The following is a 24,930-nucleotide window of genomic DNA, read 5'->3' as shown; positions in this document are numbered from 1 at the left end:
GGACTTGTTTTCGGGGTAAGGTGCAATTCCTAAACCGGCAGTGATAGTCTGCGAGCCTTTGGGTTGAATTGGTGCAATTCCAATACCGACAGTATAGTCTGGATGGTAGAAATATATTCTTCTAATCATCGATTGATAAGAAATTTTCTTTTGCTATTTATTTTTTATAGTAAGGAAATTCTTAGTAAGTAATTGATTAGTTTAGATGCCCTGAATTTTCGGGCATTTTTTATTGCCCAGATTAGGAGGTAATTATGAATCAAAGTAGAAGTAAATCATTTAGTTTAAATCGTCTCGTTAAAGTAGGTATTTTGGCAGCTCTTGCTTATATCTTAATGTTTATCCAAATGCCAATTCCTATAGCACCACCTTTTATGAAAGTGGATTTTGCTGATGTGCCAGCTCTTATTGGAGGCTTTGCTCTTGGACCTTGGTATGGAGTTTTAATTCAACTTATTAAAAATATTTTAAATTTATCTAAAACAATGACAGGTGGAGTTGGAGAATTATCAAATTTCATAGTTGGTTCAACCTTTGTTTTAGTAGCAACAAGCATTTATAGAAATAATAAAACTAAGAAAAACTCAATTATAGCTTTAATCCTTGGCGTTCTTGCAATGAGCGCAGTAGCAACATTGTCAAATGCATTTGTAGTATTTCCAATCTATGGCAAAGTAATGCATACAGATCTTGAAGCATTTGCAAAAATGATTCCAGGAAATGGTCTTGTAAATAACTACTTTACACTTATGATATTTTCAATAGCGCCATTTAATATTATAAAAGGAGCTGTGGAAGCTGTGGTTACAGAGCTTATCTATAAGAGAATATCACCATTTATTAAATCAAATAATTTTTAAGAAAATAACATCAAAACCTTCCCTAGCTTAGGCTAGGGTTTTTCTTTGGAAATTTTATGGATTAAAAAAAGAGTAAATTCTACAATTTACTCTTATAAAAAAATTTAATTCTCGTAAGCAACTTGGCTAGCTACTTTTTTGTATTCATAAAAGTTTATTACAAGCATTATTGCATAAATCAAACTAAAGGCTGAAAAAGCAAATATCAAGGAATCAGTGGAAAAAAGGCTGTTTACTGATTTTAAGAAAAATGGAGCTACAAATCCACCCAAATTACAACCAATAAAAATCAAGTTGTTGGCAATTCTCGCTTTTGATCCTCTTATAAATCTTGCAACTTCTGCAAAAAGATATGGGGTACATAAGGATTGGGAAAAGGCTATAAATACCATAGAAATTAGGTAAATGTACATATTATAACCAAAAATCGCTAAAATCGTATTAAAAATTATATAAATTATAAGTCCCAAAAAAATTGTTCTTTCTCTTAAAGCTCTATTTATCATCCCAAACATAAAGCCAAAAATCATTCCAGAAATTGGAAGAATTAGCATATACATTGAAATTTCTGCATCCATTCCCTTAGCAAGTGTTGCGATATTTGGAAATCTAACGCTAATTGCTGTATTGTTCATAATTATGACGGCTGCAAAAATCACATAAAAAAATATTTGCTTGTTTAATCTAAATTTTTCGCCATCTTCGTCTTCTTCTTTTGCTATATCAACTTCTGGTATATTTTTTATAAAATTAATAAGTATTACAAAGGCAAAGGAATAAACCAAAAATGCATAGGTCCAATGAATTTTTATAAAAAGTCCTGCCAAGAACAATAAGAGAATTTGTCCTATAAATTCCCAAGAAATTCTAATACCATGTAGGCTATTTGCCTCATCGCCTGAAAAAAATACATTTATGTAATTGGCACTGTGACCATTAAAAAGCCCAACTCCTGCACCCATCATGAGTCTGCTTATAAAAATCGCTGGGTAAGTTTTTGACATTACTGGCAAAATTGAGCTTAGGCCTACCAGTATTAGACCTATTATTACGCATTTTTTCATGCCTATTTTTTGAGTAATCTTTTCATTTAATAAAATTGCTATTATTGAAGTGATTGACGATAAAGTTATCATCATCTCTGCATTTGTAATTGATAAGCCCAGATCTTTTTGCATAAAGACCAAAGTTCCAGAAATTACACTATTACTTGCAACATAAATAGATAGGGCAAGGATAGCAATTTTTAATTTCAAATTATTTTTCACCATAATTCCTCTTTTCATAGACCTATAATAACAAATCAGAGAAAAAAGGTAAACAATAGCACATTAATGTAATAAAAAGATAGGCTCTTATATGGAGGAAAAATTTCCATATTAAAGCCTAAAAAATCATCTTGCGTCAAGATCTTGATATTTTTCCTTATTTTCGTCAAATTTTTTTGCTGCATAAGAGCAAGTTGGGATTATTTTTACTTTTTCTTTGCGAGCATTTTCGCAGACTTCATCGAGCAATTTTCCTGCTAGACCTTGACCACCATAATTTTTATCAACCACTGTGTGGGTAATTTCCCACAAATTTTCATCTTTTACTTCATACTGACAATAAGCAATTTCCAAATCATTGTCATAGGCTAAAGCCTTCTTTCTATCTTTTTCAAGTTTTATTTGCATATACTCACCTCTTTTAATATTTACCCCAAATTTGCGATAAATTATTCTGATAAATTTATCTTTATCTAATGATTTATGATATAATAAAAAGGGTGATAAAAATGTATAATGTAGGAATCGATATAGGCTCGACTGCTTCTAAAGTAGTTGTTCTTGACCAATCAAAAGAAAAAATTCTTTTAAAAAAAGTTATGCCAACAGGCTGGTCTTCAGTTGAAACAAGTGGAACCATTAAACAATGGCTAGAAGAAAACGATATCAACGGAGATAATAGCAAGGTTGTTGCCACAGGTTATGGAAGAGTAGCTGTTCCTTTTTCTGATAAGGTCGTAACAGAAATTACCTGCCATGCCAAAGGCGCACATTTTTTTGAAAATAGAGATATGACTATCATAGATATAGGTGGTCAAGATACCAAGGCCATTAGACTTGTAAATAGCATGGTCGATGATTTTTTGATGAATGATAAATGCTCAGCTGGAACTGGCAAATTTTTGGAAGTTATGGCAAATAGACTCGGTGTAGACTTAAACCAGATGTTTGAACTTGCAAAAGTTGGCAAAGATGTGAAAATTTCATCCATGTGTACGGTATTTGCAGAAAGTGAAATTATTTCATTAATCGGCAAAGGAACTCCAAAAGAAGATATAGCTTGTGGAGTAATTCATTCTATCATAAACAAGGTTAAAACCTTGGTTAACAGACTTCCAAAATCAGATTATTATTTCTTAACAGGTGGATTTTCTGGCAATGACTATATGGTAGCTCATTTATCAGAAATACTTGGAGCAGAAGTAGGAACAAATCACGATGGAAGATATGCAGGAGCTATTGGTGCTGCTGTTTTGGCAAAATAATGGATTATTTAGAAATTAGAAAAAACGCTTATATAGATATTTTAGAAATTTCTAGCAAAAAAACAGTAGTGTCACTTTGGGGAAGGGTTCCTTGGGAGATAGTGGAAAGCTTTTCCTACCAAAGCGTATATTCTTATGGGATCGATAAAGAAGTTACCAAAGGTTATGAAGATAACAATTATTGCGATATGCTAAATTCTTCATTTGCCTATTTAGAGCTTAAAAAATGCCCATTTATGTACGCTTCATCGTTTTTTATAGTAGATGATTATTGTAAAAGTCGATATGAAAATTTAAGAAAAAAAACCGACAAAGAAGTTTATATTTACAAAAATAACGACTACAAATCTTTGATAAATTATTTAGAAGAAAAATCAAAAACAAAATTCAATAAAGTAAAGTTTGAAGAGCTAGTTAATAAATCCAAGGAAATTTCAAAACTTATAGTAGCTTTAAGATCTTGTAAAATTCCTAATCAAAGGATTTATGAAGTTGAATATTTTTCAAAATTCATATTTGATATGGATAAGAAAATAGAATTTATAAAAAAACACATAGATGATTCGAAAGAAGAAAAATCTATAGCAAAAGTTCAGGCAGGGGCAGGAATATATAAAAAAATTGGTCAATTAATCAATGAAGGCTATTTTTGTGAGGGAGAATATCAGAAAATTTATACGACAAATTCTTTTGATTTTATAAAAGAAAAATACGGGAAATTTGATCTGGAGGCTGATTACATCATTCACAATTGCAGCCAAATTGAAATTGAAAATAAAGAAATTGCCTATTAGGAGGTTTGGTATGGCAGATTACAGAAAAATGTGGGAAGATCTTGACATGGATGTTGAAAAACACGACGTTCTTTGCGAAGTGTTGCCACAAGCATTTGGTGATGTTTACTTATCACAAGAAAACAGACCAGAAAAAATGGACTATTTTAACATGGTAGTTGCAGAAATTCACGGAATTAGACCAGCTGAGCTAATCGATTTTCAAAAAAAAGGTGGCAAAGTAGTTGGAACATTTTGTATCCACGTTCCTGATGAAGTAGTATTTGGTTGTGGAGCAATAAATACAGGTCTATGCTCAGGATCACAATTTTGGGTACCAGGTGGAGAAGAACATCTACCAACAGCAACTTGTCCACTAATTAAAGCATCCCTTGGAGCAAGATTTGAAAGAACTTGTCCATTCTTTAGATTAGCAGATTTATTTGTAGGAGAAACAACTTGCGATGGCAAGAAAAAAGCTTGGGAAATCATGGCAAAAGATGCACCAATGTACATATTTGACCTTCCACAAATGAAAAGAGATAAGGATGTAGAATTCTTCAAAGACGAAGTTTACAGATACATAGATAGAATAGAAGAATTAACAGGAAACAAACTAACAGAAGAATCTCTACACGATGCAATAGTTCTAATCAACAACAAAAGACGTGCAATGCAAAGACTTTGGGAATTCCGTAAATTAGACAATGTTCCAATAAGCGGAAAAGATTGCCTATTAATTTCTCAAATTGCATTTTACGATGACCCAGCAAGATTTGCCCAAAAAGTTAATGAATTGTGCGACGAATTAGACAAGAGAAAAGAAGAAAATGTAAGTGTCTACAAAAAAGGTGCAACAAGACTTATGCTTACAGGAACTCCACTATCAATTCCAAACTGGAAACTACACCACATAATCGAATCTTCAGGAGCAGCAATTGTTTGTGAAGAAATGTGTACAGGATCTAGATATTTCGAACTAACAGTTGATGAATCAGGAAAAACAATGGATGAAATGGTTGATAAACTAACAGATAGATACATGAAAGGTATCAACTGTGCATGCTACACACCAAATACTGAAAGAACTGACGATATCATTAGACTTGCCAAAGAATATAATGTTGATGGCGTAATCGATGTAAACTTAAAATTCTGCAACATCTACGATACAGAAGGTCACCTAGTAGAAGCAGAACTTAAAAAACAAGGCATTCCAGTATTAGGAATTGAAACTGACTACACAGACGAAGATAGCGAACAATTAAAAACAAGAATTGAAGCTTTCGTTGAAATGATTGAAAATGAAAAATAAAATGAACTACATCTTATTTAAAGATGTAGAAAATGGCAAAAAGCTTTACGATTTGATAAAAAATAATTCCATAAAAGCAACGATAGCACCAACTCCAAGAATTTTGGATATTTGTTGTGGTATATCAATTCTTTATGATAATATTGAGGATAAGCCAAAGATTGAAGAAATTATCAAAGAAAACAATATAGAAATCAAAGGCTTTCACGAAATTGAAAGAGATATTGACCCAAATAGGATGAAATTTTTATAAAATTTGTAAGAGGAGTTTAGTTGTTGGAATTTCCAGTAATTAGACTCCTTGTTTTTAAAGAATAAACAGCTTGTTTAGGAAAAAATTGGGGGTAAATTGTTTGTAGAAAGGAGAAATTATGAAAAGAGATTATAAATTATCATCAATTATTATAATTAATCTAATAGCAGCTTTTATTAGTGCCATTATTTCAAAAATTCTTGGAGCTGATAATAACCAAAATACAATTACTTATATTATTGCAAGTTTGCTTTCACTTATTATAACAACCATTGCAGGTTTTGCCATAGCTAGAGGGCTTTTGAAAAATAGAATGGGAAGCCTTGGCGAATATTTGGATAATGTGAACTTTTTAAATTTTAAAGTTTTCGCCTTGGTTTTTGTAATAAGTTTGATTTCATCAGCTGGTTTATTGAGCTTTTTATTAACTCCAATTAAAAATTTAACTGTAAATTCATTAGAAAAAGGTAGTTATCTGCCAATAAATTATATTATTGCTTTAGCAATACTTACAATTTTTGGAGCAATTTATGATATTTTTACAGCCTATAAATTTTTTGTGGCAGCTGATAAAGACCAGCTAAGCTTTGGAGCATTATTTAAGGAAGTTTTTGTAGTAGGAAAAGATCTTTTCAAAAAAACTCTTCCAACCTATATAAAATTAATAATTCTTCCTGCAATAATTTACATTGTAATACTTGTAGCAACAGTAAGATCACAAATGACTCATTATGTCCTTAATCCGGCTATGGATGCTCCTATGGGAGCTATTGCCTTTATATTAGTCTTATCTTTGGCTTTTTCAATATATATATTTGTAGCTACAGCAATTTTACAAGCAAAACTATCAAATTTTTATCTAGATTATATAAGGGATATACCAGAGATTGAAGCAAGCATTGAAGAAAATTAGAAAACAATAAAATAATTAGGGTTTGCGAAAATAATCGCAAGCTCTTTTTTTGTGGAAAAATTTAGAAAATAAAATAAGATATATTATAGTTTGATAGAAGATTTACTTAGAAATAAGATTTTAAAATAATATTTATGATTAATACTTGTATTTAATTATATAAGTGCTATACTAAATAGACTTAGGGGGCTAAGATGAATATTATAATTTTAGGAGCAGGCAAGGTTGGCTCTTATCTTACAAATGAATTGTCTTTACAAGATCACGACATATTAGTTATTGACAAAGATAAGGATGTTTTAAATAGATTGTTAGAACAAAATGATGTTATGGCCTTAGAAGGCGATGGATGCGATATTGAGATTCTAAAAGAAGCAGATGTTAGTAGTTGTGATATTTTCATTGCCCTTACAAGAAATGACGATACAAATATAATTTCTGCAGCTCTTGCCAATTCTTTGGGAGCAGGAGAAATTATTATAAGGCTTCGCGATTCTAAATATGTCAACAATGTCGATAGGATAAAGAAATTAACTGGATCAAATCTGGTGATAAATCCAGAATATTTGGCTGCCAAAGAAATCCAACGTTCCATAAAATATTCTCACGCAAGAAATGTGCAAACTTTTATGGAAGATAGGGTACTTATGATGGAAATTGTCATAGGCGAAAATTCTAGATTGGTAGGAAAAAGACTTAGCGAAACCACCTCATATTTGGATGATTTTGATATTTTGATTGGCATTGTAAATGATAATGGGAAAATCACAATACCAAATGGTAATTTCCTCTTAGAAGCAGGACAAAAAATATATATTTTGGGAACCAAAGAAGACGTAGACTTATTTTATAAGGCCGAAATTCCTGAAAATATAAGAATGCAAGATATCTTAATTATAGGTGCAGGCCCTGTTAGCCACCATTTGACAAGATTACTCTTAGAAAGAAATTTCAATGTAACAATTATTGAAATTAGCAGAGAAAAGGCCATCGATATACAAGAAAATTTCACAGATGCAGTTGTAATAAATGCTGATGGTTCAGATCCTGATATTCTAGAAGAAGCGAGAATTGATACATACGATTCAGTAATTTCACTAACTGGAATTGATGAAGAAAATATTTTAATTTCGCTAATTGCTCAAAGATATGGCATAGAGAAAATCATAGCTAAGGTAAATAGGACAAACTTACTAAAACTAACTGGTATTTTGGATATTGATGCAACTTTCACTCCAAAATCAGCAGCATCAAATTATATAAACAGACTTATAAGGTCAAAATATGAGGCAAGCGATATATCAACCCTAAACAAACTATACAGGCTTGAAAGCGATGAGGTTGAAGTTTTGGAATTTGAAGTAAGCGAAAATTCTCTGATATTTGATAAAGCCCTAAGAGAAGTAAATTTAAAAGACGATACCCTTGTTGCAATTATCGAACATAGCGAGCTAAATGGTCAAATCGAAGTTGCTACTGGTAATTCTGTAATAGACTTAGGCGATAGGGTTTTGGTAATTACAAAAACTAGAAATATTAGCAAAATAGATGATATTTTGGAGTAGAAATGAATTTAAAGGTAATTAACAATTCAATAGGTAAGCTTTTGCAAGTGCTTGCAATTCTCATGTCTGTGCCACTTTTGGTTTCTTTTATTTACAGAGAATCCTTAGCTGACAAAATGTATTTTGTAATTCCCATAGCACTTTGTCTGATAGTTGGAACTTTACTAGTAAAATTTTCCAATGATAACGGCCATATATACAATAGAGAAGGTATGTTTACAACAGCTTTTTGCTGGGTTTTATATTCAGCTATTGGAGCAATTCCTTTATTCTTAACTCCAAGCAACTATCCAACTTTTTTGGATGCATTTTTTGAAATGGCAAGTGGTTTTACAACTTGTGGGGCATCTGTTGCAAATAATGTTGAAACTTTGCCAAATTCAATAATTTTTTGGAGATCTTTTTCCCACCTTATAGGAGGTATGGGAATTTTGGTTTTCACTTTGGCGATTTTGCCTAAACAACACAAAGAATCTGCCAATCTCATGCAGGCGGAAGTTCCAGGACCAACTTTTGGCAAGATTACCCCAAAGCTTGTACATACAGCAAGAGCTCTTTATATTCTTTATCTATCTCTTACTGCAATAACTGCACTTGCTTTAAAAATTGCCGGCATGAACGTATTTGATTCCATAATTTATGCCATGGGAACTGCAGGAACTGGTGGTTTTGGCAACCGCGGACTTTCAATTGGATTTTACGATTCAAGAGCCATAGAAATTATTTTAAGTATTGCTATGCTTTTATTTGGAGTAAATTTTAACCTTTATTATTATGCAATTTATAGATCTGCCAAAGATAGCTTTAAATCAGAGGAATTAAAATGGTATTTGATAATAATTCTTGCAGCAACGCTATTGATTTTTATAAATATTCTTCCACAAAGCCAAGATGTTTTTCATAGTGGTGTAAGCTCGTTTTTTACGGTAACATCGACAATTACAACTACAGGCTATGTATCACTAGATTATAGCAAGTGGCCATTATTTTCAAGAAATATTTTGATTTTACTGATGTTTATTGGGGGATGTGCTGGTTCAACTGCTGGTGGCATTAAGGTTTCAAGAATAACTATGCTTGTAAAAACTGGAATCAATAGGGTAAAACAAGCCATAAATCCTATGAGAATTACAGTAAACAAACTTGATGGCAAAAAAGTCGATAAGGATATAGAACATTATGTAAACAAATATTTGATAGTTTATATTTTACTATTTATAATTTTCATGTTTGCAGTAACACTTGATACCAATGATCTTGAAACAGCTTTTACAGCTGTGGCAACAACATTTAATAACGTAGGCCCAGGTCTTGGTCAATTTGGACCGATTACTTCTTTTGAAAATATCGGCAATTTATCAAAATTTGTCCTATCTTTTGCTATGCTTTTTGGTAGGCTTGAATTATATCCAATGATTTTGCTATTTTCCCCAAGATCATATAAAAAGCTTAGAAATAAATAATTGACTTTTGCAGTTTTTATATTATAATTAGCTTAGTTACAATATAATAAAATCTAGAAAACATTAAGAACACTTGTGGGGTAAGAACTGGTGGGACAAACTCACATTTAGCCATTGTTTTTACTCATTTATATGGTTAAAACTCACAACCACAGGGGGCAAATTGCCAAATCCGAATAATAAATTCATATCTATAGGATTTAAACAATGAGTAAGTAGATATGACCATAAAATCCTTGTTCAAAATAATGTGCAAGGACTTTTTTTGTCTTTTTTTAGATTTTAAATTAAAGGGGGAGGTTTAAATGAAAAAGATATTTATGATTTTTTTGCTTTTGTTTGTCACTTCTTGTGCCAGCAAAAATAAGGAGCAAGTCGTTGTTTTTAACGCTGGCGAGTACATGGATATGGATTTGATAAAACAATTTGAAAAAGATACTGGTATTGAAGTTATATATCAAACTTTTCAATCAGATGAAGAAATGTTTGTAAAATTAACACAATCTGCCAACAATTACGATGTTGTAGTCCCAATGGATTATATGGTAGAAAAGCTTTTAAAATATGATATGCTAGCGCCGATTGATTTTTCAAATGTACCAAATGCCAAATATATTATGGACCAATACAAAAACCTACCCTTTGATCCAGAAGGCAAATACACAGTGCCGTATTTCACTTCATCTTTTGGCATAGTTTATAACAAGGATATGGTCGATAAGCCCATAGATTCTTGGGCTGACTTGTGGGATCCAAAATATAAGGGTGAGATTATTATGTATGATCTTCCTCGACTTTCAATATCTGTTGCCTTGCAAAAATTAGGTTATTCCATAAATACCACAGATATGAAAGAAATTAACCAAGCAACTGAAGAATTAATCAAGCAAAAACCTCTAGTTTATGCTTATCTTACAGATGAGGCACGCGATGTAATAATTCAAGGCGATGCGGCAATGACAGTAATGTATTCTGGCGATGCCTTGCTTATGAGTAAGGAAAATCCTAATCTTAAATATGTCATACCAAAAGAAGGCGGCAACCGTCAGGTAGATAGCCTAGCGATTCCCAAAAAAGCAAAAAACAAAAAAAACGCAGAAATATTTATAAATTATTTTACAAATCCAAAAATTTCTGCAGCCAATGCCGAGTGGATGGAAGGCTTTACCTCTCCACTTAAGGGAGTAAGGGAAATGTTACCAGATTATATCAAAAATTCCAACGAAGCCTATCCAGATGAAAAAACGCTTCCAAAAATAGAAATGTTTAAGGATTTAGAGGATTATATGGAAGTTTACAACAATGCCTGGGTTAAGGTATTAGCATCATACTAAGGAGATTTTATGGATCAAGTATTAAATTTAAAAAATGTTAGCAAATTTTATGAAGGCAAGCAAATACTAAAAAACATTGACCTAGATGTAATAAAAGGCGAATTCTTAACCCTAATCGGCCCTTCAGGCTGTGGCAAAACTACAACTCTTAGAATAATAGCGGGCTTTGAAAACCCGGATGAGGGAGAGCTAATTTTTGATGGCAAGGAAATATCACAAATTCCACCAAACGAAAGAAATATAAACACAGTTTTTCAAAATTACGCACTTTTTCCTCACCTAAATGTTTACGATAATGTGGCTTTTGGCCTTAGGATAAAAAAGGTAAAAGAAGAAATAATAAAAAAGAAAGTTAAGGAGTCTTTGGCTCTTGTCGACTTGGAAAATTACGACCAAAGGGCAATTTCTCGCCTTTCTGGTGGGCAAAAACAAAGAGTTGCCATAGCTCGTGCTTTGGTTAATGAACCAGAAATCATCTTATTTGACGAACCTCTAGGAGCTTTGGATCTAAAACTAAGAAAAAGAATGCAATTTGAGCTAAAAAACATCCAAAAAGAAGTTGGAATTACCTTTATTTATGTAACTCACGATCAAGAAGAAGCCCTTTCCATGTCTGATAAAATCGCCGTAATGAATAAGGGAGTTATCGAACAATTTGGAACTCCTCAACATATTTACGAAGAACCAGTAAATGCTTTCGTGGCAAATTTCTTGGGAGATTCTAATATTTTCCCGGGCAAAATGGTAGCAAATAGACTTGTAAATTTCTTGGGCATAAATTTTTCTTGCGTGGATAAGGTTCTTCCAGGTAAAGAAGTCGACCTCATGCTTAGACCAGAATATCTTTATATAACAGATGATGCCAAACTCAAGGGCAAGGTAACAAATACCATGTTTAAGGGAAATTATTACGATATTACAGTTGCTGGAGATAATTTTTCTATTCACGTTTACCATCCGGAATTTATAGAAATAGGAAGTAATGTTGGCGTAGATATAGAGCCTGATGCAATTCACGTTATGGAAAATAAAACTCGAAAAACTTTAGGAGAAGCAAATGAAGAAATACACTAAAATGTATCTAGCTTGGGCTTTTGTATTTATAATCCTACCCTTGATATTGATTTTTCTTTATTCTTTTAACGGTTCAGGATCCATAGCTTTTGAAAACTTTAGCTTTTCTTTAAATAATTATAGGAGATTTTTCACCCCGCTTTACCTAAAGATGTTTGCCATAAGTATTCTAATTGCAATGCTAACTACGATAATCTGCCTTTTCTTGGCTTATCCAATAGCCTATATAATTTCTAAAAAAGATGAAAAAACTGCGCAGATTTTCCTCTTTATTTTTATAATGCCAATGTGGATAAATCTTTTGCTAAGAACCTACGGCTGGATAAGCCTTCTTGGTAGAAATGGTATGCTCAATAGATTTTTGGCGATTTTTAACCTAGGACCTTTAAATATGATGTATACCCTAACAGCTGTAATTGTCGGCATGGTTTACGAATTTTTGCCTTTTATGGTAATTCAAATTTATAATGCTCTAAAAAAAGTCGATCCAAATCTAATTGAAGCAGCTCTTGATCTTGGAGCAAATAAAAAAGAAATCTTCAAAAAAGTAATCTTCCCTTTGTCTTTGCCGGGAGTTTATACGGGAATAATTATGGTATTTATCCCTGCCATCTCAACATTTGTAATTTCAAATCTTTTGGGTGGACAAAAAGTTTACATGATAGGAAACTTAATTGACCAACAATTTACCTTTACAGGCAATTGGGGTTTTGGATCTGCAACAGCCATAATTTTGATTTTGATATTATTTATTGCCCTTGGCATTCAAAGAAAATTCGGTAGAGAATTACAAGGAGATATAATATGAGAAAAGCTTTATCAAAAATCTATACAGCTTTAATATTTATCTTTCTTTACGCGCCAATTGTCGTTATGATGGTTTTTTCCTTTAACGATAGCAAATTAAGAGGAAAATGGGTTGGTTTTACGACAAATTGGTATGTAGAATTATTTCAAAATCCAGAAATAATAGCAGCAGTAAGGACAACTTTAATAGTAGGAGTTGTTTCAACAATAATAGCAACAGCCATCGGAACTGTCTCAGCAATTGGAATTTCTGAGCTTAGAGGAAGAAAAAGATCGGTAATTTTAAATATAAACTATCTACCAGTCTTAAATCCAGATATCATAACGGCCATTTCGCTAATGGGCCTATACGGATTTTTGAAAATGGAATTAGGCTATACGACAATGATTTTATCCCACATTATGTTTTGCATACCTTATGTAGTTTTATCAGTGCTTCCAGCTGTAGAAACCATGGATAAAAACATAGTGGAAGCAGCTCTTGATCTTGGGGCAACTCCATCTTATACCATTAGAAAAGTTGTTTTGCCCAACATAAAAAACGCCATATTTTCGGGAGCTTTGATATCATTTACCCTATCAATAGATGATTTTGCCATATCATATTTTACAAGTGGCAACGGAGTAAGCAATCTTTCAATGACCATTTACTCAATGGCAAGACGTGGGATAAATCCATCCATAAATGCTCTATCAACAATAATATTTGTAGCTGTCTTTGTATTTTTGTTCTTGTCAAATAGAAAAGCAATCTTTGGCAAGGGTGAAACAAACACATTTATGCCACAATAACTTGACAATAAGAGTAATATATAGTAATATAAATTAGTCGATTATTAAGTTTCTTTTATGAAACTTTTTGATTAAATCGCGCTTCCTGTAAGCGATTTTAAAAACAAATGTCAGGACGAGTACAGCCGCCACCTATCAGAAGCGGTGTCTAAATGTGATAGGCAAAAATTTTATAGGAGGAACATTGATGAAGTATCAAAAAACTTACACCCCAAGCGCACCAGCTATCGAAAGAAAATGGTATGTTGTTGATGCAGAAGGCATGGTTCTAGGTCGTCTAGCAAGCCAAGTTGCAGCAATATTAAGGGGCAAACACAAGGCTACATTTACTCCAAACATCGATACTGGAGATTATGTAATTATTGTAAATGCTGAAAAAGTTAAACTTACAGGTAACAAAACCGAACAAAAAGAATACAAGAGATATTCGGGCTATACAGGTGGATTAAAAATCACATCTTTCAAAGATATGATGGCTAAACACCCAGAAAGAATAGTAGAACATGCTGTAGTAGGTATGCTTCCACACAACAGATTAGGTCGCCAAATGGCTAAAAAACTTAGAGTTGTAGTAGGCCCTGACCACAAACATGAAGCTCAAATGCCTGAAAAATTGGAATTAAAGTAAGGAGATTTAAATGGCAGATACAATTATTCAATCAACCGGACGTAGAAAATCTTCTGTTGCTAGAGTTACAATGAAACCAGGCAGCGGAAATATTGTTGTAAATGGTAGAGATTTAGACAACTACTTTGATTATGAAACACTTAAAATCCTTGTAAAATCACCACTAACACTTACAGAAAATGAACATAGCTTTGACATCAAAGTTAATGTAAATGGTGGAGGATTTACTGGACAAGCAGGAGCAATCAGACATGCAATAGCAAGAGCATTACTTGATGTAAATCCTGATTATAGACAAGCTCTAAAAAGAGCAGGATTTCTTACCCGTGACCCACGTAAAAAAGAAAGATACAAACCAGGTCAAAAAAAGGCAAGAAAATCTTCACAATTCTCAAAGAGATAAGAAAAATTACAAGCGCATACATTTGTATGTGCTTTTTTTATTTAAAATTATTAAAGGTATAGTCATTTTATGAACAAAATTAATTACAACCTTGAAATGGAAAAAATTATTAACGAAAATAGGAAAAAAGGCTTAAGACCAAAGCTTTTGCTACAAGTTTGTTGCGGGCCTTGCTCTAGTGCTGTTTTAGCTAGGATTAAGGATGATTTTGATATAGACTTATATTATTATAATCCAATGATATTTCCAGCAAATGAGCTTGATAAGAGAATTGACCAAGTAAGAACACTCAAGGACTCTATGGATTTTTCTGGTGAAATTATCGTCCCTGATAATGATATTAGAGATTTTTCTGAAATTGCAAAGTTAAGGAAAGATTTAAAAGAGGGAGGCCTTGCTTGCTATCAGTGTTATAAACTTAGGCTTGAAAAAACTTGTATTTATGCAAAAGAAAATTCTTATGACTATTTTTCAACGACCTTATCCATATCTCCCTACAAAAACTCCACTTACCTAAATGAAATTGGCAAAAATTTGGAAGAAAATTATGGGGTCAAATATTTATATTCAGATTTTAAGAAGAAAAATGGCTACAAAATGTCAATAGAGCTTTCAAAAAAATACAAACTTTATAGACAATCCTACTGTGGCTGTATATTTTCCTATAAGGAAATGCAAGAATTAAATACAAATAAAGAAAATTTGCACACAAAAATATAATTTGTGTGTTTTTTCTTTAATAATGGGTATTTGTATAATAGCAAAAGATGAAGGTGATAGTATGGAAGATGTATCTTTAATTAAAAAAATTAAATACCATCCCAATTCTTTAGAATCCTATCCGGTAACTTTTAATTTGGGCAGTGATTTTTCAAGAGAAGGGATAAAAAAAGCCTATACTTTGATTAAAGATGAGGATTTACTATGTAAAGATTTATTTATTTTAAAAAATGATTCTTTTACTATCCAAATTCTTTTGGACAATATTCCAAAGATTACAAGTATTTTGCTTGCTAATGAACTACCGTTTTTTGGAGTTTATGTGCTTTACGATAATTTTTTAGAAATGGAAAAAGGAGAAGAAAATGAGTGAAAAAGTATTAGATTTACTAAATGAACAAATGAATTTTGAATTCGAATCAGCATATATCTACAAGGCTATGAGTGCTTTTACAGATGATCTTGACCTAGATGGTTTTACAAGTTGGCTAGATACACAAGTTGACGAAGAAGTATTTCATGGTGAAGGAATGAGAAAATTCCTACAATCTTGTGGATATAAACCTCACTACACAGCTATTGCAGCACCAAAGGGAGATTACAAGGATGTTCTTGATGTTATGAAAACTGCTCTAGCTCACGAAAAAGAAGTTACAAAAAGAATTATCAATATTTCAAATGCAGCAAAAGATGAAGATCCAAGAGTTTTCTCTTTTATTCAATGGTATATTGACGAACAAGTTGAAGAAGAAGAAAACTTCTCAAAAATAATTACTAGACTTGAAAGAATAGGTGATGATTGGCATCATATCTATATGCTAGATCAAGAATTAGGTCAAAGAGGACCAGCAGTAGAGCCACAAATTCAATAATTATAGTCAACTCTTTCTCATTATAAGGCCACCATTTTTTTAGATGGTGGTCTTATAATTTAAAAATTTTGCAAGAATGTTAAAATAAAAATATAGATTATTTTAATTTTGCTTGCAAATATTAAATTTATGGTATAATAATATTAAGATAATTGATCACAAGATTAATTTGGGAGGAATTTATGATTACATTGTTAACAGCTATAATGACTATAGTGGTTTTTGCCTTTGTAATAAAATTAATAGTTGGCCTATTTGCTATAATTTTTAAGATTATTGGTGGTGCAATATTGCTACCTATTTTAATTATTGGAGGTATCGTTCTTCTTCCAATAATAATTATAGGTCTTGGTATAGGCTTAATAGTTCAACTTTTACCTTTTTTATTAGCAGGAGGAGTAGGATATTTCATCTATAACAAAGTTACAGGCAAAGAAAAATTTTGGTACAATTAAAAAAATCTTGCAAATTACTAAATCATTAGTGGATTTGCAAGATTTATTTTTTTATTTATTTAATATAAATTTTTCTATAGCTTCCCCAACTGCTCCCTCTTCATTAGTTGCTTTCGTTACATAATCTGCTCTTTCTTTTACTTGAAGATGGGCATTTCTAACAGCTACTCCAATGCCTGCAGTTTCTATCATGGCAACATCGTTGTAATTATCGCCAATTGCCAGTGCTTCGCTTATATCAATACCATAATAATCACAAACTTTTTTTAGGGCAATGCCCTTATCTACTCCCTTGGCATTTATTTCCATAAACATATTAGAAGAATATGCTATTTCAAGGGAATAATCGGTAATTTCTGCTATATCTATTTCTAGGCTGTTTAGATAAGCCATATCGGTATTTTTGATAAGAGCTTTAAGGATTAATTCATCTTTTAGAAAATTGATATTAGAATCTTTGATTTCAACTACATATGAATCGTTGGTATAGGATCTTACTTTTTCATTATTATCAAGATTTACACCGTATTTCTTATCTACTGTGTATATGAAAAATTCTAATTTTTTCTCATAGCAAAAATCAAATATTTTTTTTACATATTTAAAATCTAAAGTTTGAGAATCGACAATTTTTCTGTCATCTGCTCTTACAATTACTGCACCATTGCAGCAAATTATAAATCTATCTTTATCAATTACGCCAGCTTCTTTTGGGATATCGTGTAGCTCGTAAGGACCGCGACCAGTTGCAAGCATCACTATAAGACCCATTTCTTTGGCTTTTTTAATTTTGTCTATATTTCTTTGGGGAACTTTTTTATTATTATCAACTAAGGTTTCATCTATATCAGATGTAATAATTTTAATCATAAAATGACCTTTGCTAATAGTTTTAATTTTCTTTATTTGCTTTTAAAAATTCTATAATATCGTCTGATTCGTATAAATATTCTCCATCATGATATAGGCATGGAACTTGTCTTTTGCCGCCTTCTTCTATTAATTTTTGCATTGCATCGCGATCTTTTTCTATATTTACTATTTCCAATTCAATATTTTCTTCATTTAAGAAATTTTCAACTTTTTTACAAAAAGGACAAACCGTACCTACATATAGTATATAATCTTTCATATTGGACTCCTAACTTTATTATTTTTTTCTAAAAATAAATTAATATGTTATTTTCATAATTAATTCATTATGGTATATTATACTAATAGTAACTAATTTTTTAAAGGCGGTACAATGAAATCAAAAATAATGAGCGTGATTAGATTTATTCTAATCATTATAATATTAGCTTGCCTTGCAATATTAGGCAAAAGATTACTTGATTATAGAACAAATATGCAAAACAACAAGGCCATAGAAGATGTTGTAAAAGAGGTGGAAAAAGAAAGTGCAAATAATACCACAGATGATGCTGACAAAAAACCAGATACTAAGCCTCTAAGTCCTGAAGAAGAATTTCAAAAAAAGAAAGAACACTATCAAAAAATAATTTCAGTTCTTAAAGAAAAATACAATAATGATGATATTGTAGCTTTTATAGATATTCCTGATGTAGGGATTTCTTATCCAGTTGTCCAAGGAATAGACAACGATTATTACCTAAATCGTGGCCTAAATGGAGAATATGATATAGCTGGTTCAATTTTTATAGATATGAACAACAAGCCTGATTTTAACGATGATAATACTGTAATTTACGGCCATCATCTTGAAATAAAATCAATGTTTACTCCACTTGACCAATACAGAAAACAAGAATTTGCAGAAAAACACCAAACAATCTATTTGGCAACCCTTACAGAGCTTAGAGAATATAAGATTTTCTCAGCTTATGGTATTCCATCCAATTATCAATATAGAACACTTTATTTTACTGACAGAGATGATGTGGTGCCATTTTTTAACAAATTAAGAAGTAACTCTGAAGTTTTACTTGATAGTCCAACATTTAAATCAGATGATAAGATAATTACTCTATCAACTTGCCAATACGATTACAAGGATCAAAGATTAGCAATCCACGCTGTAAGAGTAAAATAGATGAGATATCAAAACCAAATAAAAGAAAAACTCGATATAAAAGAAGAAGATGGAAATCTCTTATTAAATCACGATAGCTTTAATCCTGAGCATATCTTTGAATGTGGTCAATGCTTTAATTTTACCAAAGAAGAAGATGGTTCGTACACAGCGGTTTTCCTAGATAAGATTATAAATCTAAAAAATACAGCTGATGGAATTTTGATAAAAAATGTAAGCTTAGATGATTTTTACGATATTTTCTACGATTACTTTGACCTAGGAGTTGATTATGGAGATATAAAAGAGCAATTATCCAAAAACCAAACCCTAAATCTTGCCAAGGATTACGGCTATGGAATAAGAATACTTAACCAAGAACTTTTTGAAACGGTTATTTCTTTTATAATCTCAGCTAACAACCAAATTCCAAGAATCAAAAATTCGGTGAGAATAATTAGCGAACGTTATGGGTCTTTTTTGGGTAATTACAAAGAAAAATCCTATTATTCTTTTCCAGATCCTAGGACTCTAGCAAAAGTTAATCCCAAAGAGCTTAGAGAATTCGCAAGAGTTGGCTTTAGGGATGAGAGAATAGTTAAGGCTAGTCAAATGATAGCTTGTGGCTATCTGGATTTTGAATCTGACATGGCCTTATCCACAGAAGAATTAAAGAAAAAATTGATGGCAATGCCAGGCATTGGGCCAAAGGTTGCTGATTGCATTTTGCTCTTTGCCTACCACAGAAGAGAAACTTTTCCTGTAGATGTTTGGATAAAAAGAGTTATGGAAACCTTATTTATAGGCTATGAAGTAGATAAAAAACTAGTAGATGATTATGGCAGGAAATTTTTTGGCAAAAATGCAGGCTATGCCCAACAATATTTATTTTATTATGGGAGAGAAGAAAAGATTGGTAAGTAAGCAAAACTTACCTTTTTTTATCTAAAAAAATTGAAAAGAGGAAATATGTTTGATTATGATGTAATAGCCATCGGAGCTGGTGCTGCCGGAGCTTTTATGGCTTACGAATTTAAAAAATTAAATACCGACAAGAAAATACTAGTAATAGATGAGGGAAGAGCTGTTTCAAATAGGACTTGTCCAATAACTGAAGGCAAAGTCGACCACTGCATAGGCTGTAAGCCTTGCAATATCATGTACGGATTTGGGGGAGCAGGAACTTTATCTGATGGTAAATATAATATAACCACAAATTTTGGCGGAGATTTGCACCAATATATTGGCGAAGATAAGGCCATGGAGCTTATGGAATATGTGGATTCTGTCTTGATGAATTTTGATGGTGGAGATGATCTTACCCTATATTCCACAGATAAAAACGATCTAAAAACCAAATGCCTAAGACACGATCTACATCTTTTGGATGCCAAAGTTCGCCACTTTGGAACTGAAAGAAACAAGGTGATTTTGCAAAGAATTTATGATTATATCAAAGATGACATTGATTTTAAATTTATGACAAAAGTTGTGGATGTTTCATACGATGATGGAATTTATAAGCTTATAACTGATGATAATAAAACTTATACTTGTAAAAATTTGGTCCTTGCATCAGGACGCTCTGGTTCTAAGTGGATTTCTGAAATTTGTGAAAAATTTGGAGTAAACACCAAGAAAAATCGTGTGGATATTGGCTTAAGAATAGAGCTTCCAGCTGAAATTTTCAAACACATTACTGATGACGTTTACGAAGCGAAGATAATGTATAGGACCAAACAATACAACGACATTGTTAGAACATTTTGCATGAATCCTTACGGTCAAGTAGTAACAGAAAATACCAATGGAATATTGACAGTAAATGGTCATTCTTACACAGATGATTCTCTAAAAAGCCAAAACACCAACTTTGCTTTGCTAGTAACCAACAAATTTACAGAGCCATTTGAAGATTCCAACGAATATGGAGAATCTATAGCAAGACTTTCCAATATGCTTGGTGGAGGAGTTTTGATGCAAAGATTTGGCGATTTGGTAAAAGGACGTAGATCATCAAAAAGACGTATGGCAAAATCTTTTACAAAACCAACCCTAAATGCTACTGCCGGAGATTTATCTTTAGTAATGCCAAAAAGACAGCTAGATGATATTATTGAAATGATTTATCAACTAGACAAAATCGCTCCAGGTACAGCAAATGAAGATACGCTTTTATATGGAATAGAAGTTAAATTTTACAATTCTCTTGTAGATGTAGATAGCAAATTTGAAACTACTATGCCAGGACTATTTTGCCTAGGAGATGGTTCGGGAGTAACACATTCACTTTCTCAAGCATCAGCCTCAGGTGTAGAAATGGCAAGAATTTTAACAGATAGGTAAAAAAATGAAATATTATTATAAGCAAATTAGCAAAAAAGATGGAATTATCCTAAGAGGAGTTGTAAATACCCCAGATGATTTTGATACCGATAAAAAATATCCAACAGTTATTATGTATCATGGTTTTGGTGGAAATAGAGATGGCAGAACTTGGATGAGGATCCAAAATGCCAAACAATTAACTTCCAAAGGCTATGTGGTAGTAAGATTTGATTTTTCCGGCACCAACGAATCAGACGGAGATTTTTACGATATGACGGTAAATCGTGAAAAAGAAGAAGCGATTATGATTTATAATTTTACCAAAACGCGAGCTTATGTAGATAATGATAGAATTTATCTAATAGGCCATTCACTTGGTGGAGTAATAGCAACTCTTATAGCCTCAGAAGTAAATCCCAAAGCTATGGCTCTTCTTGCCCCAGCAAGCGATATGAACAACCTTGATTTCTTAGAAGTGATGAAAGCAAGCGTATTTGAAATAGACAAAGATACAAGTAATGCATCAATTATCAAATTAATCAAAGACCATAAAGAGATGGATATAGGCGGAGAAAAACTTTCTGTCAAGTTTTGGTTGGAATTTTTGCCGATAAATATCTACGCCAAAGCAAGTAAATACGAGGGCAATGTTCTAATCCTTAGAGGAACAAAAGATGAACTAGTCTTTAACGATGCAAATATCAAACTAAAAGAAGCCTATCCAAATGCTAGCTATGAGCAAATAGAAGGAGCCGACCATTCCTTTACCAATTATGATCATAGGCAGATAATATTTGAAAAAATGTATAAATTTTTTGAAAATAACTAAAGTGGCCACTATAAGTGGTCTTTTTTTATCAAAAATCGCATGTTTTGGGTATAAATAAAATAATAAAATCAAGGAGGATGTTTTGACTGATAATAAGAAAAAAAATTCAAGTGCAAAAATAAAAAGAGGCGAAGAATTATACCAATCTTTTGGCTTTGGAAATAAAAAATATCAAACAAGCGATATTGCTCAAATAAAAGATAGGCTTAAAAAAACCTCCAAAAATTCAGAATCCACCGTAGAAAAAAACATTTCTAAAGAAAAATTTTCCAATGAAGAAGAGCTTGAAGAAATTTTTGAAAAAAATCATTATATTAATAAATCTTACAAGAATCAAACTTTAAAGAACTTTCAAAAAAAGACTAATCCCGACTATGAATTACAAAATATTTTCTATTCAAACACTCCTTTTATTGTTGAAAAATATAATATAAAAACAAATCCTAGGGCGACAATGGTAATAAGAAGTCTTTCAATAAAAAATTATTATAAAAATAAGAGCAATAAGTGCGATTTTCCTTATAAGAGATTAGCTTTGGGAGTTTTCTTAAGCCTCGGCATAGTAGGAATAGTTAATAAAATTTCAAACAAATAAAAAAATCTAATAAATTTTTATATTTAGTCATTTTGTGATAAAAAAGCTAAAAAATGCCATGTTTTCATTGTATCATTTATGATTTTAAGATATAATATAAGTGAAAACGTATAACTATTTATCTATACTTTATTCATAAAATATTTTTGTGTTAGGAGTTATTATGCTAAAGAGAAGTAAATTAAAAATCTTTACTCTTTTTCTAAGTCTATTTATGATCTTAGGTTTTGTTAACTTGCCAAAATCCTTTGCAGAAGAAAAAGCAGCTAGCAATACTTTTGGTAACCTCGATATATGGATCCCTAGAAAAGGTGAAGATAACAAAGAAAGCTCAAAGCCTCGTCAGTTTAGATATATAAAAATATCTGACAAGAGATTATCCGACCAAGAACTTATCGAAGCTTACAAGAAATTTGACAAATTATCTTTTAAAGATATCAAGGATAAGGAAAATTTAGGAGAGGGAAAACTTTCTCCAAAATCTGAGCTAGCAAAAAAAGATGACAAAGATTATGATCTTATAAAATTAAGAGGCATTCCAACTGGAACCTACATATTCAAAGAAACAGAAGAATCTTCTAATGCTCATCAATATAGGGCAATAACCATAGCTTGGTATGCTGACCAAGATGTAAGCGAGATAGCAACAATAGAAGATAAATTAGATGAGCCAAAATCTCTAAAACTTCATAAAATTGCAGCCGAAAAAGACAAAAATGGCAAAGAAATAAGCCTTGAAAGCGTTAAATTTAATTTGATAGATGAAAAAGGCGAAGCTCTTAAATTCACCAAAGATAGCTCAGGCAAATACCAATATGACCAAGAAAAAGGCAATGTTGAGCTTGTCACAGACAAAGCTGGTTTAATAGAAATTATTAATCTTCCTTTGGGCAAATATCACTTTAGAGAAATTCAAACTTTAGAGGGTTATAAACTTTCTGATAAAGATAAAGACAAAGAAGAATTTACTTACAATTACAGAGAAACTAATTTGCAAACTGTAATAAACTCTAAGGAAAATTTCATTGGTCTTCACAAAGTCGATGATAGTAATAAGAGTCTTGCTGGTGTAATATTTAACCTATATACAAAAGTAGGCGATAAACTTACACAAAAAGTTGGAATCAAAGATGACCAAATAATTTTAAGTGAATTAAAAGATGGCAAAGTGACAAATGCTGATCCTAAAGTTATCTATGATTATAAAACTGACGAAAATGGTAAAATCATAATCAATAACTTGCCAGAATTACCAAAAGATGCAAGCTATGTCTTTAAAGAAGTAAAGACCTTAGAGGGATATTTAAAAAGAACTGATGAAGATTTTTTAGTTAAGCTTAATGACACAGTAACAGTTAAAAACTCCAAAGACAAATTAAATATAGTCCTAACAAAAATCGATAGCATAAGCCAAAAACCGATAGATAAGGTGGGTTTCCAATTATATAGAAAAGCTGCCGATGGAAAAAAAGACGAATTGGTTTTGGTAAATGGTGAAAATGGATCTTACAAATACGAAAAAGACGCCAAAGAATCCCAATTATACACCAACAAAGAGGGTAAGATTTATGTAAATAATCTTCCTGAAGGCGAGTATTATTTTAAAGAAAATATAGTAAAAACTGGTTATACAAAAGTAGAAGAAAATAACGGAAAGACTTCAGATAAACTAAATAGAGAAACAAAAGCAGTAATAGTAAAAAATACTCCTGATAAGCCTAATCCACCAAAAGAAGATAAGGGTGGCTTTAGATTTGTAAAAGTTGATAACACCAAAGATAAAAATAGACTTAAAAATGCAATCTTCGATCTCTATGTTTTGGACAAAGATGGCAAAGAAAGTCCTTATGAAATAACAAAAGATGACAAAAAAGTAAGAGTTACAGTAAAAAGTGGAGAAAATGGCGAGTTTGAAGTTAGAGATTTGCCATTTGGCAGATATAGACTTCGTGAAACAGCTGCTCCAGAAGGTTATATCTTAGATACAAAACCAATTGATTTTTTAGTTACATCAACAAGCTATCAAAAAGCAGCTATAATGATTGAAAATAAAAAATCAACCAGACAAATAGTTCCACCAGTTGTTACAACAACAACTCCAAATGTGCCAAAGAAAACATATTACGTTCCAACTGACACTCCAACAATCCCTAGAGGTCCACTTGTAAAAACTGGAGATATCAGAATAGTAATCTTTATGGCTCTTGGAATAACTATGATTCTTTCTGGAACATTTTTAGTAAGAAAATCTGAAAAAGCTCAAAGAATAATAGCATAAAATTTAAAAATTTTATACTTAAAAATTACTTTAGCTATAGATAGTTAAGTTAAAAACAAGAAAAGGAGAATAGGCAAATCTTTCCTATTCTCCCATCTTATTACTAAA

The 24,930-nt window shown here is 31.7% G+C and carries 28 protein-coding genes and 1 riboswitch; of the genes, 24 read left to right on the top strand and 4 right to left on the bottom strand.

Going from position 1 to position 24,930, the window contains the following annotated elements; translation table 11 throughout:
- The first annotated feature begins 2 nt into the window (after nt 1-2).
- Nucleotides 3-118, top strand: a riboswitch (FMN riboswitch).
- Between the two features lie 136 nt (nt 119-254).
- Nucleotides 255-860, top strand: coding sequence for an ECF transporter S component (locus CS884_RS07560; RefSeq protein ID WP_099321276.1), 606 nt, complete (start codon nt 255-257; stop codon nt 858-860).
- A 104-nt stretch (nt 861-964) separates the two neighbouring features.
- On the opposite strand, the gene CS884_RS07555 is transcribed toward CS884_RS07560, so the two are convergent.
- Both CS884_RS07555 and CS884_RS07550 read right to left on the bottom strand, forming a co-directional pair.
- Nucleotides 965-2,131 carry an MFS transporter gene (locus CS884_RS07555; RefSeq protein ID WP_225791867.1) on the bottom strand — a complete coding sequence of 389 codons (1,167 nt, stop codon included), beginning with the start codon at nt 2,129-2,131 and terminating at the stop codon, nt 965-967.
- A 123-nt stretch (nt 2,132-2,254) separates the two neighbouring features.
- Nucleotides 2,255-2,554 carry a GNAT family N-acetyltransferase gene (locus tag CS884_RS07550; protein WP_257875786.1) on the bottom strand — a complete coding sequence of 100 codons (300 nt, stop codon included), beginning with the start codon at nt 2,552-2,554 and terminating at the stop codon, nt 2,255-2,257.
- A gap of 83 nt (nt 2,555-2,637) precedes the next feature.
- Here CS884_RS07550 and CS884_RS07545 point away from each other — a divergent pair, with 83 nt between their 5' ends.
- The 17 genes from CS884_RS07545 to CS884_RS07465 all read left to right on the top strand — a co-directional run bounded on the left by CS884_RS07545 (nt 2,638) and on the right by CS884_RS07465 (nt 16,760).
- On the top strand, nt 2,638-3,393 hold the full coding sequence (locus tag CS884_RS07545; protein ID WP_099321273.1) for an acyl-CoA dehydratase activase: 756 nt from the start codon (nt 2,638-2,640) through the stop codon (nt 3,391-3,393).
- Nucleotides 3,393-4,187: a hypothetical protein gene (locus CS884_RS07540; RefSeq protein ID WP_099321272.1), complete on the top strand. Its 795-nt coding sequence runs from the start codon at nt 3,393-3,395 to the stop codon at nt 4,185-4,187. Before CS884_RS07545 ends, CS884_RS07540 begins: the two co-directional genes overlap by 1 nt.
- 10 nt (nt 4,188-4,197) lie before the next feature.
- A complete protein-coding gene (locus CS884_RS07535; RefSeq protein WP_099321271.1) occupies nt 4,198-5,481 on the top strand; it encodes a double-cubane-cluster-containing anaerobic reductase in 1,284 nt (427 codons plus the stop codon).
- Nucleotides 5,471-5,734 carry a DUF3343 domain-containing protein gene (locus CS884_RS07530; RefSeq protein ID WP_257875769.1) on the top strand — a complete coding sequence of 88 codons (264 nt, stop codon included), beginning with the start codon at nt 5,471-5,473 and terminating at the stop codon, nt 5,732-5,734. Before CS884_RS07535 ends, CS884_RS07530 begins: the two co-directional genes overlap by 11 nt.
- A gap of 118 nt (nt 5,735-5,852) precedes the next feature.
- On the top strand, nt 5,853-6,647 hold the full coding sequence (locus CS884_RS07525; protein ID WP_099321270.1) for a hypothetical protein: 795 nt from the start codon (nt 5,853-5,855) through the stop codon (nt 6,645-6,647).
- 194 nt (nt 6,648-6,841) lie between these two features.
- Nucleotides 6,842-8,212, top strand: coding sequence for a Trk system potassium transporter TrkA (gene trkA / locus CS884_RS07520; protein WP_099321269.1), 1,371 nt, complete (start codon nt 6,842-6,844; stop codon nt 8,210-8,212).
- A 2-nt stretch (nt 8,213-8,214) separates the two neighbouring features.
- Nucleotides 8,215-9,675: a TrkH family potassium uptake protein gene (locus tag CS884_RS07515; RefSeq protein ID WP_099321268.1), complete on the top strand. Its 1,461-nt coding sequence runs from the start codon at nt 8,215-8,217 to the stop codon at nt 9,673-9,675.
- Between the two features lie 305 nt (nt 9,676-9,980).
- Nucleotides 9,981-11,009: a PotD/PotF family extracellular solute-binding protein gene (locus tag CS884_RS07510; protein WP_099321267.1), complete on the top strand. Its 1,029-nt coding sequence runs from the start codon at nt 9,981-9,983 to the stop codon at nt 11,007-11,009.
- A 9-nt stretch (nt 11,010-11,018) separates the two neighbouring features.
- Complete coding sequence (locus tag CS884_RS07505) at nt 11,019-12,083, top strand: ABC transporter ATP-binding protein (protein ID WP_099321266.1); 1,065 nt, start codon at nt 11,019-11,021, stop codon at nt 12,081-12,083.
- Nucleotides 12,067-12,891 (top strand): ABC transporter permease, encoded by an 825-nt coding sequence (locus CS884_RS07500; protein ID WP_099321265.1) that lies wholly within the window; start codon nt 12,067-12,069, stop codon nt 12,889-12,891. The genes CS884_RS07505 and CS884_RS07500 overlap by 17 nt, the downstream gene beginning before the upstream one ends.
- Nucleotides 12,888-13,682, top strand: a complete 795-nt coding sequence (locus tag CS884_RS07495; RefSeq protein WP_099321264.1) for an ABC transporter permease — start codon at nt 12,888-12,890, stop codon at nt 13,680-13,682. Before CS884_RS07500 ends, CS884_RS07495 begins: the two co-directional genes overlap by 4 nt.
- A gap of 187 nt (nt 13,683-13,869) precedes the next feature.
- On the top strand, nt 13,870-14,310 hold the full coding sequence (gene rplM / locus CS884_RS07490) for a 50S ribosomal protein L13 (RefSeq protein ID WP_099321263.1): 441 nt from the start codon (nt 13,870-13,872) through the stop codon (nt 14,308-14,310).
- Nucleotides 14,311-14,320: 10 nt separating this feature from the next.
- Nucleotides 14,321-14,713 (top strand): 30S ribosomal protein S9, encoded by a 393-nt coding sequence (gene rpsI, locus CS884_RS07485; protein WP_099321262.1) that lies wholly within the window; start codon nt 14,321-14,323, stop codon nt 14,711-14,713.
- A 69-nt stretch (nt 14,714-14,782) separates the two neighbouring features.
- Nucleotides 14,783-15,433 (top strand): epoxyqueuosine reductase QueH, encoded by a 651-nt coding sequence (locus CS884_RS07480; RefSeq protein WP_099321261.1) that lies wholly within the window; start codon nt 14,783-14,785, stop codon nt 15,431-15,433.
- Between the two features lie 61 nt (nt 15,434-15,494).
- Nucleotides 15,495-15,806 (top strand): hypothetical protein, encoded by a 312-nt coding sequence (locus tag CS884_RS07475; protein ID WP_099321260.1) that lies wholly within the window; start codon nt 15,495-15,497, stop codon nt 15,804-15,806.
- A complete protein-coding gene (locus CS884_RS07470) occupies nt 15,799-16,305 on the top strand; it encodes a ferritin (protein ID WP_099321259.1) in 507 nt (168 codons plus the stop codon). Before CS884_RS07475 ends, CS884_RS07470 begins: the two co-directional genes overlap by 8 nt.
- A gap of 182 nt (nt 16,306-16,487) precedes the next feature.
- A complete protein-coding gene (locus CS884_RS07465) occupies nt 16,488-16,760 on the top strand; it encodes a hypothetical protein (RefSeq protein ID WP_099321258.1) in 273 nt (90 codons plus the stop codon).
- A 51-nt stretch (nt 16,761-16,811) separates the two neighbouring features.
- Here CS884_RS07465 and CS884_RS07460 read toward each other — a convergent pair whose 3' ends face one another.
- Nucleotides 16,812-17,630 (bottom strand): HAD family hydrolase, encoded by an 819-nt coding sequence (locus tag CS884_RS07460; protein ID WP_099321257.1) that lies wholly within the window; start codon nt 17,628-17,630, stop codon nt 16,812-16,814.
- A gap of 22 nt (nt 17,631-17,652) precedes the next feature.
- A complete protein-coding gene (locus tag CS884_RS07455; RefSeq protein ID WP_099321256.1) occupies nt 17,653-17,892 on the bottom strand; it encodes a glutaredoxin in 240 nt (79 codons plus the stop codon).
- Nucleotides 17,893-18,006: 114 nt separating this feature from the next.
- On the opposite strand from CS884_RS07455, the gene srtB reads away from it, so the two are divergent.
- The 6 genes from srtB (at nt 18,007) to CS884_RS07425 (ending at nt 24,822) form a co-directional block, all read left to right on the top strand.
- Nucleotides 18,007-18,813 carry a class B sortase gene (srtB, locus tag CS884_RS07450; protein ID WP_099321255.1) on the top strand — a complete coding sequence of 269 codons (807 nt, stop codon included), beginning with the start codon at nt 18,007-18,009 and terminating at the stop codon, nt 18,811-18,813.
- Complete coding sequence (locus tag CS884_RS07445) at nt 18,814-19,716, top strand: DNA-3-methyladenine glycosylase (protein ID WP_099321254.1); 903 nt, start codon at nt 18,814-18,816, stop codon at nt 19,714-19,716.
- A 45-nt stretch (nt 19,717-19,761) separates the two neighbouring features.
- Entirely contained in the window at nt 19,762-21,138 is a 1,377-nt protein-coding gene (locus CS884_RS07440; RefSeq protein ID WP_099321253.1) for an NAD(P)/FAD-dependent oxidoreductase, read from the top strand.
- Between the two features lie 4 nt (nt 21,139-21,142).
- Nucleotides 21,143-21,949 carry a S9 family peptidase gene (locus CS884_RS07435; RefSeq protein ID WP_099321252.1) on the top strand — a complete coding sequence of 269 codons (807 nt, stop codon included), beginning with the start codon at nt 21,143-21,145 and terminating at the stop codon, nt 21,947-21,949.
- Nucleotides 21,950-22,031: 82 nt separating this feature from the next.
- Nucleotides 22,032-22,544: a hypothetical protein gene (locus CS884_RS07430; protein ID WP_099321251.1), complete on the top strand. Its 513-nt coding sequence runs from the start codon at nt 22,032-22,034 to the stop codon at nt 22,542-22,544.
- A gap of 163 nt (nt 22,545-22,707) precedes the next feature.
- Nucleotides 22,708-24,822 carry a collagen binding domain-containing protein gene (locus CS884_RS07425; protein ID WP_099321250.1) on the top strand — a complete coding sequence of 705 codons (2,115 nt, stop codon included), beginning with the start codon at nt 22,708-22,710 and terminating at the stop codon, nt 24,820-24,822.
- The last annotated feature ends 108 nt before the right edge of the window (nt 24,823-24,930 follow it).

Source organism: Anaerococcus sp. Marseille-P3625, from assembly GCF_900232825.1.
Classification (GTDB): domain Bacteria; phylum Bacillota; class Clostridia; order Tissierellales; family Peptoniphilaceae; genus Anaerococcus.
The sequence above is the reverse complement of the archived record's forward strand: the minus strand, read 5'-3'. Positions and strand labels throughout refer to the sequence as shown.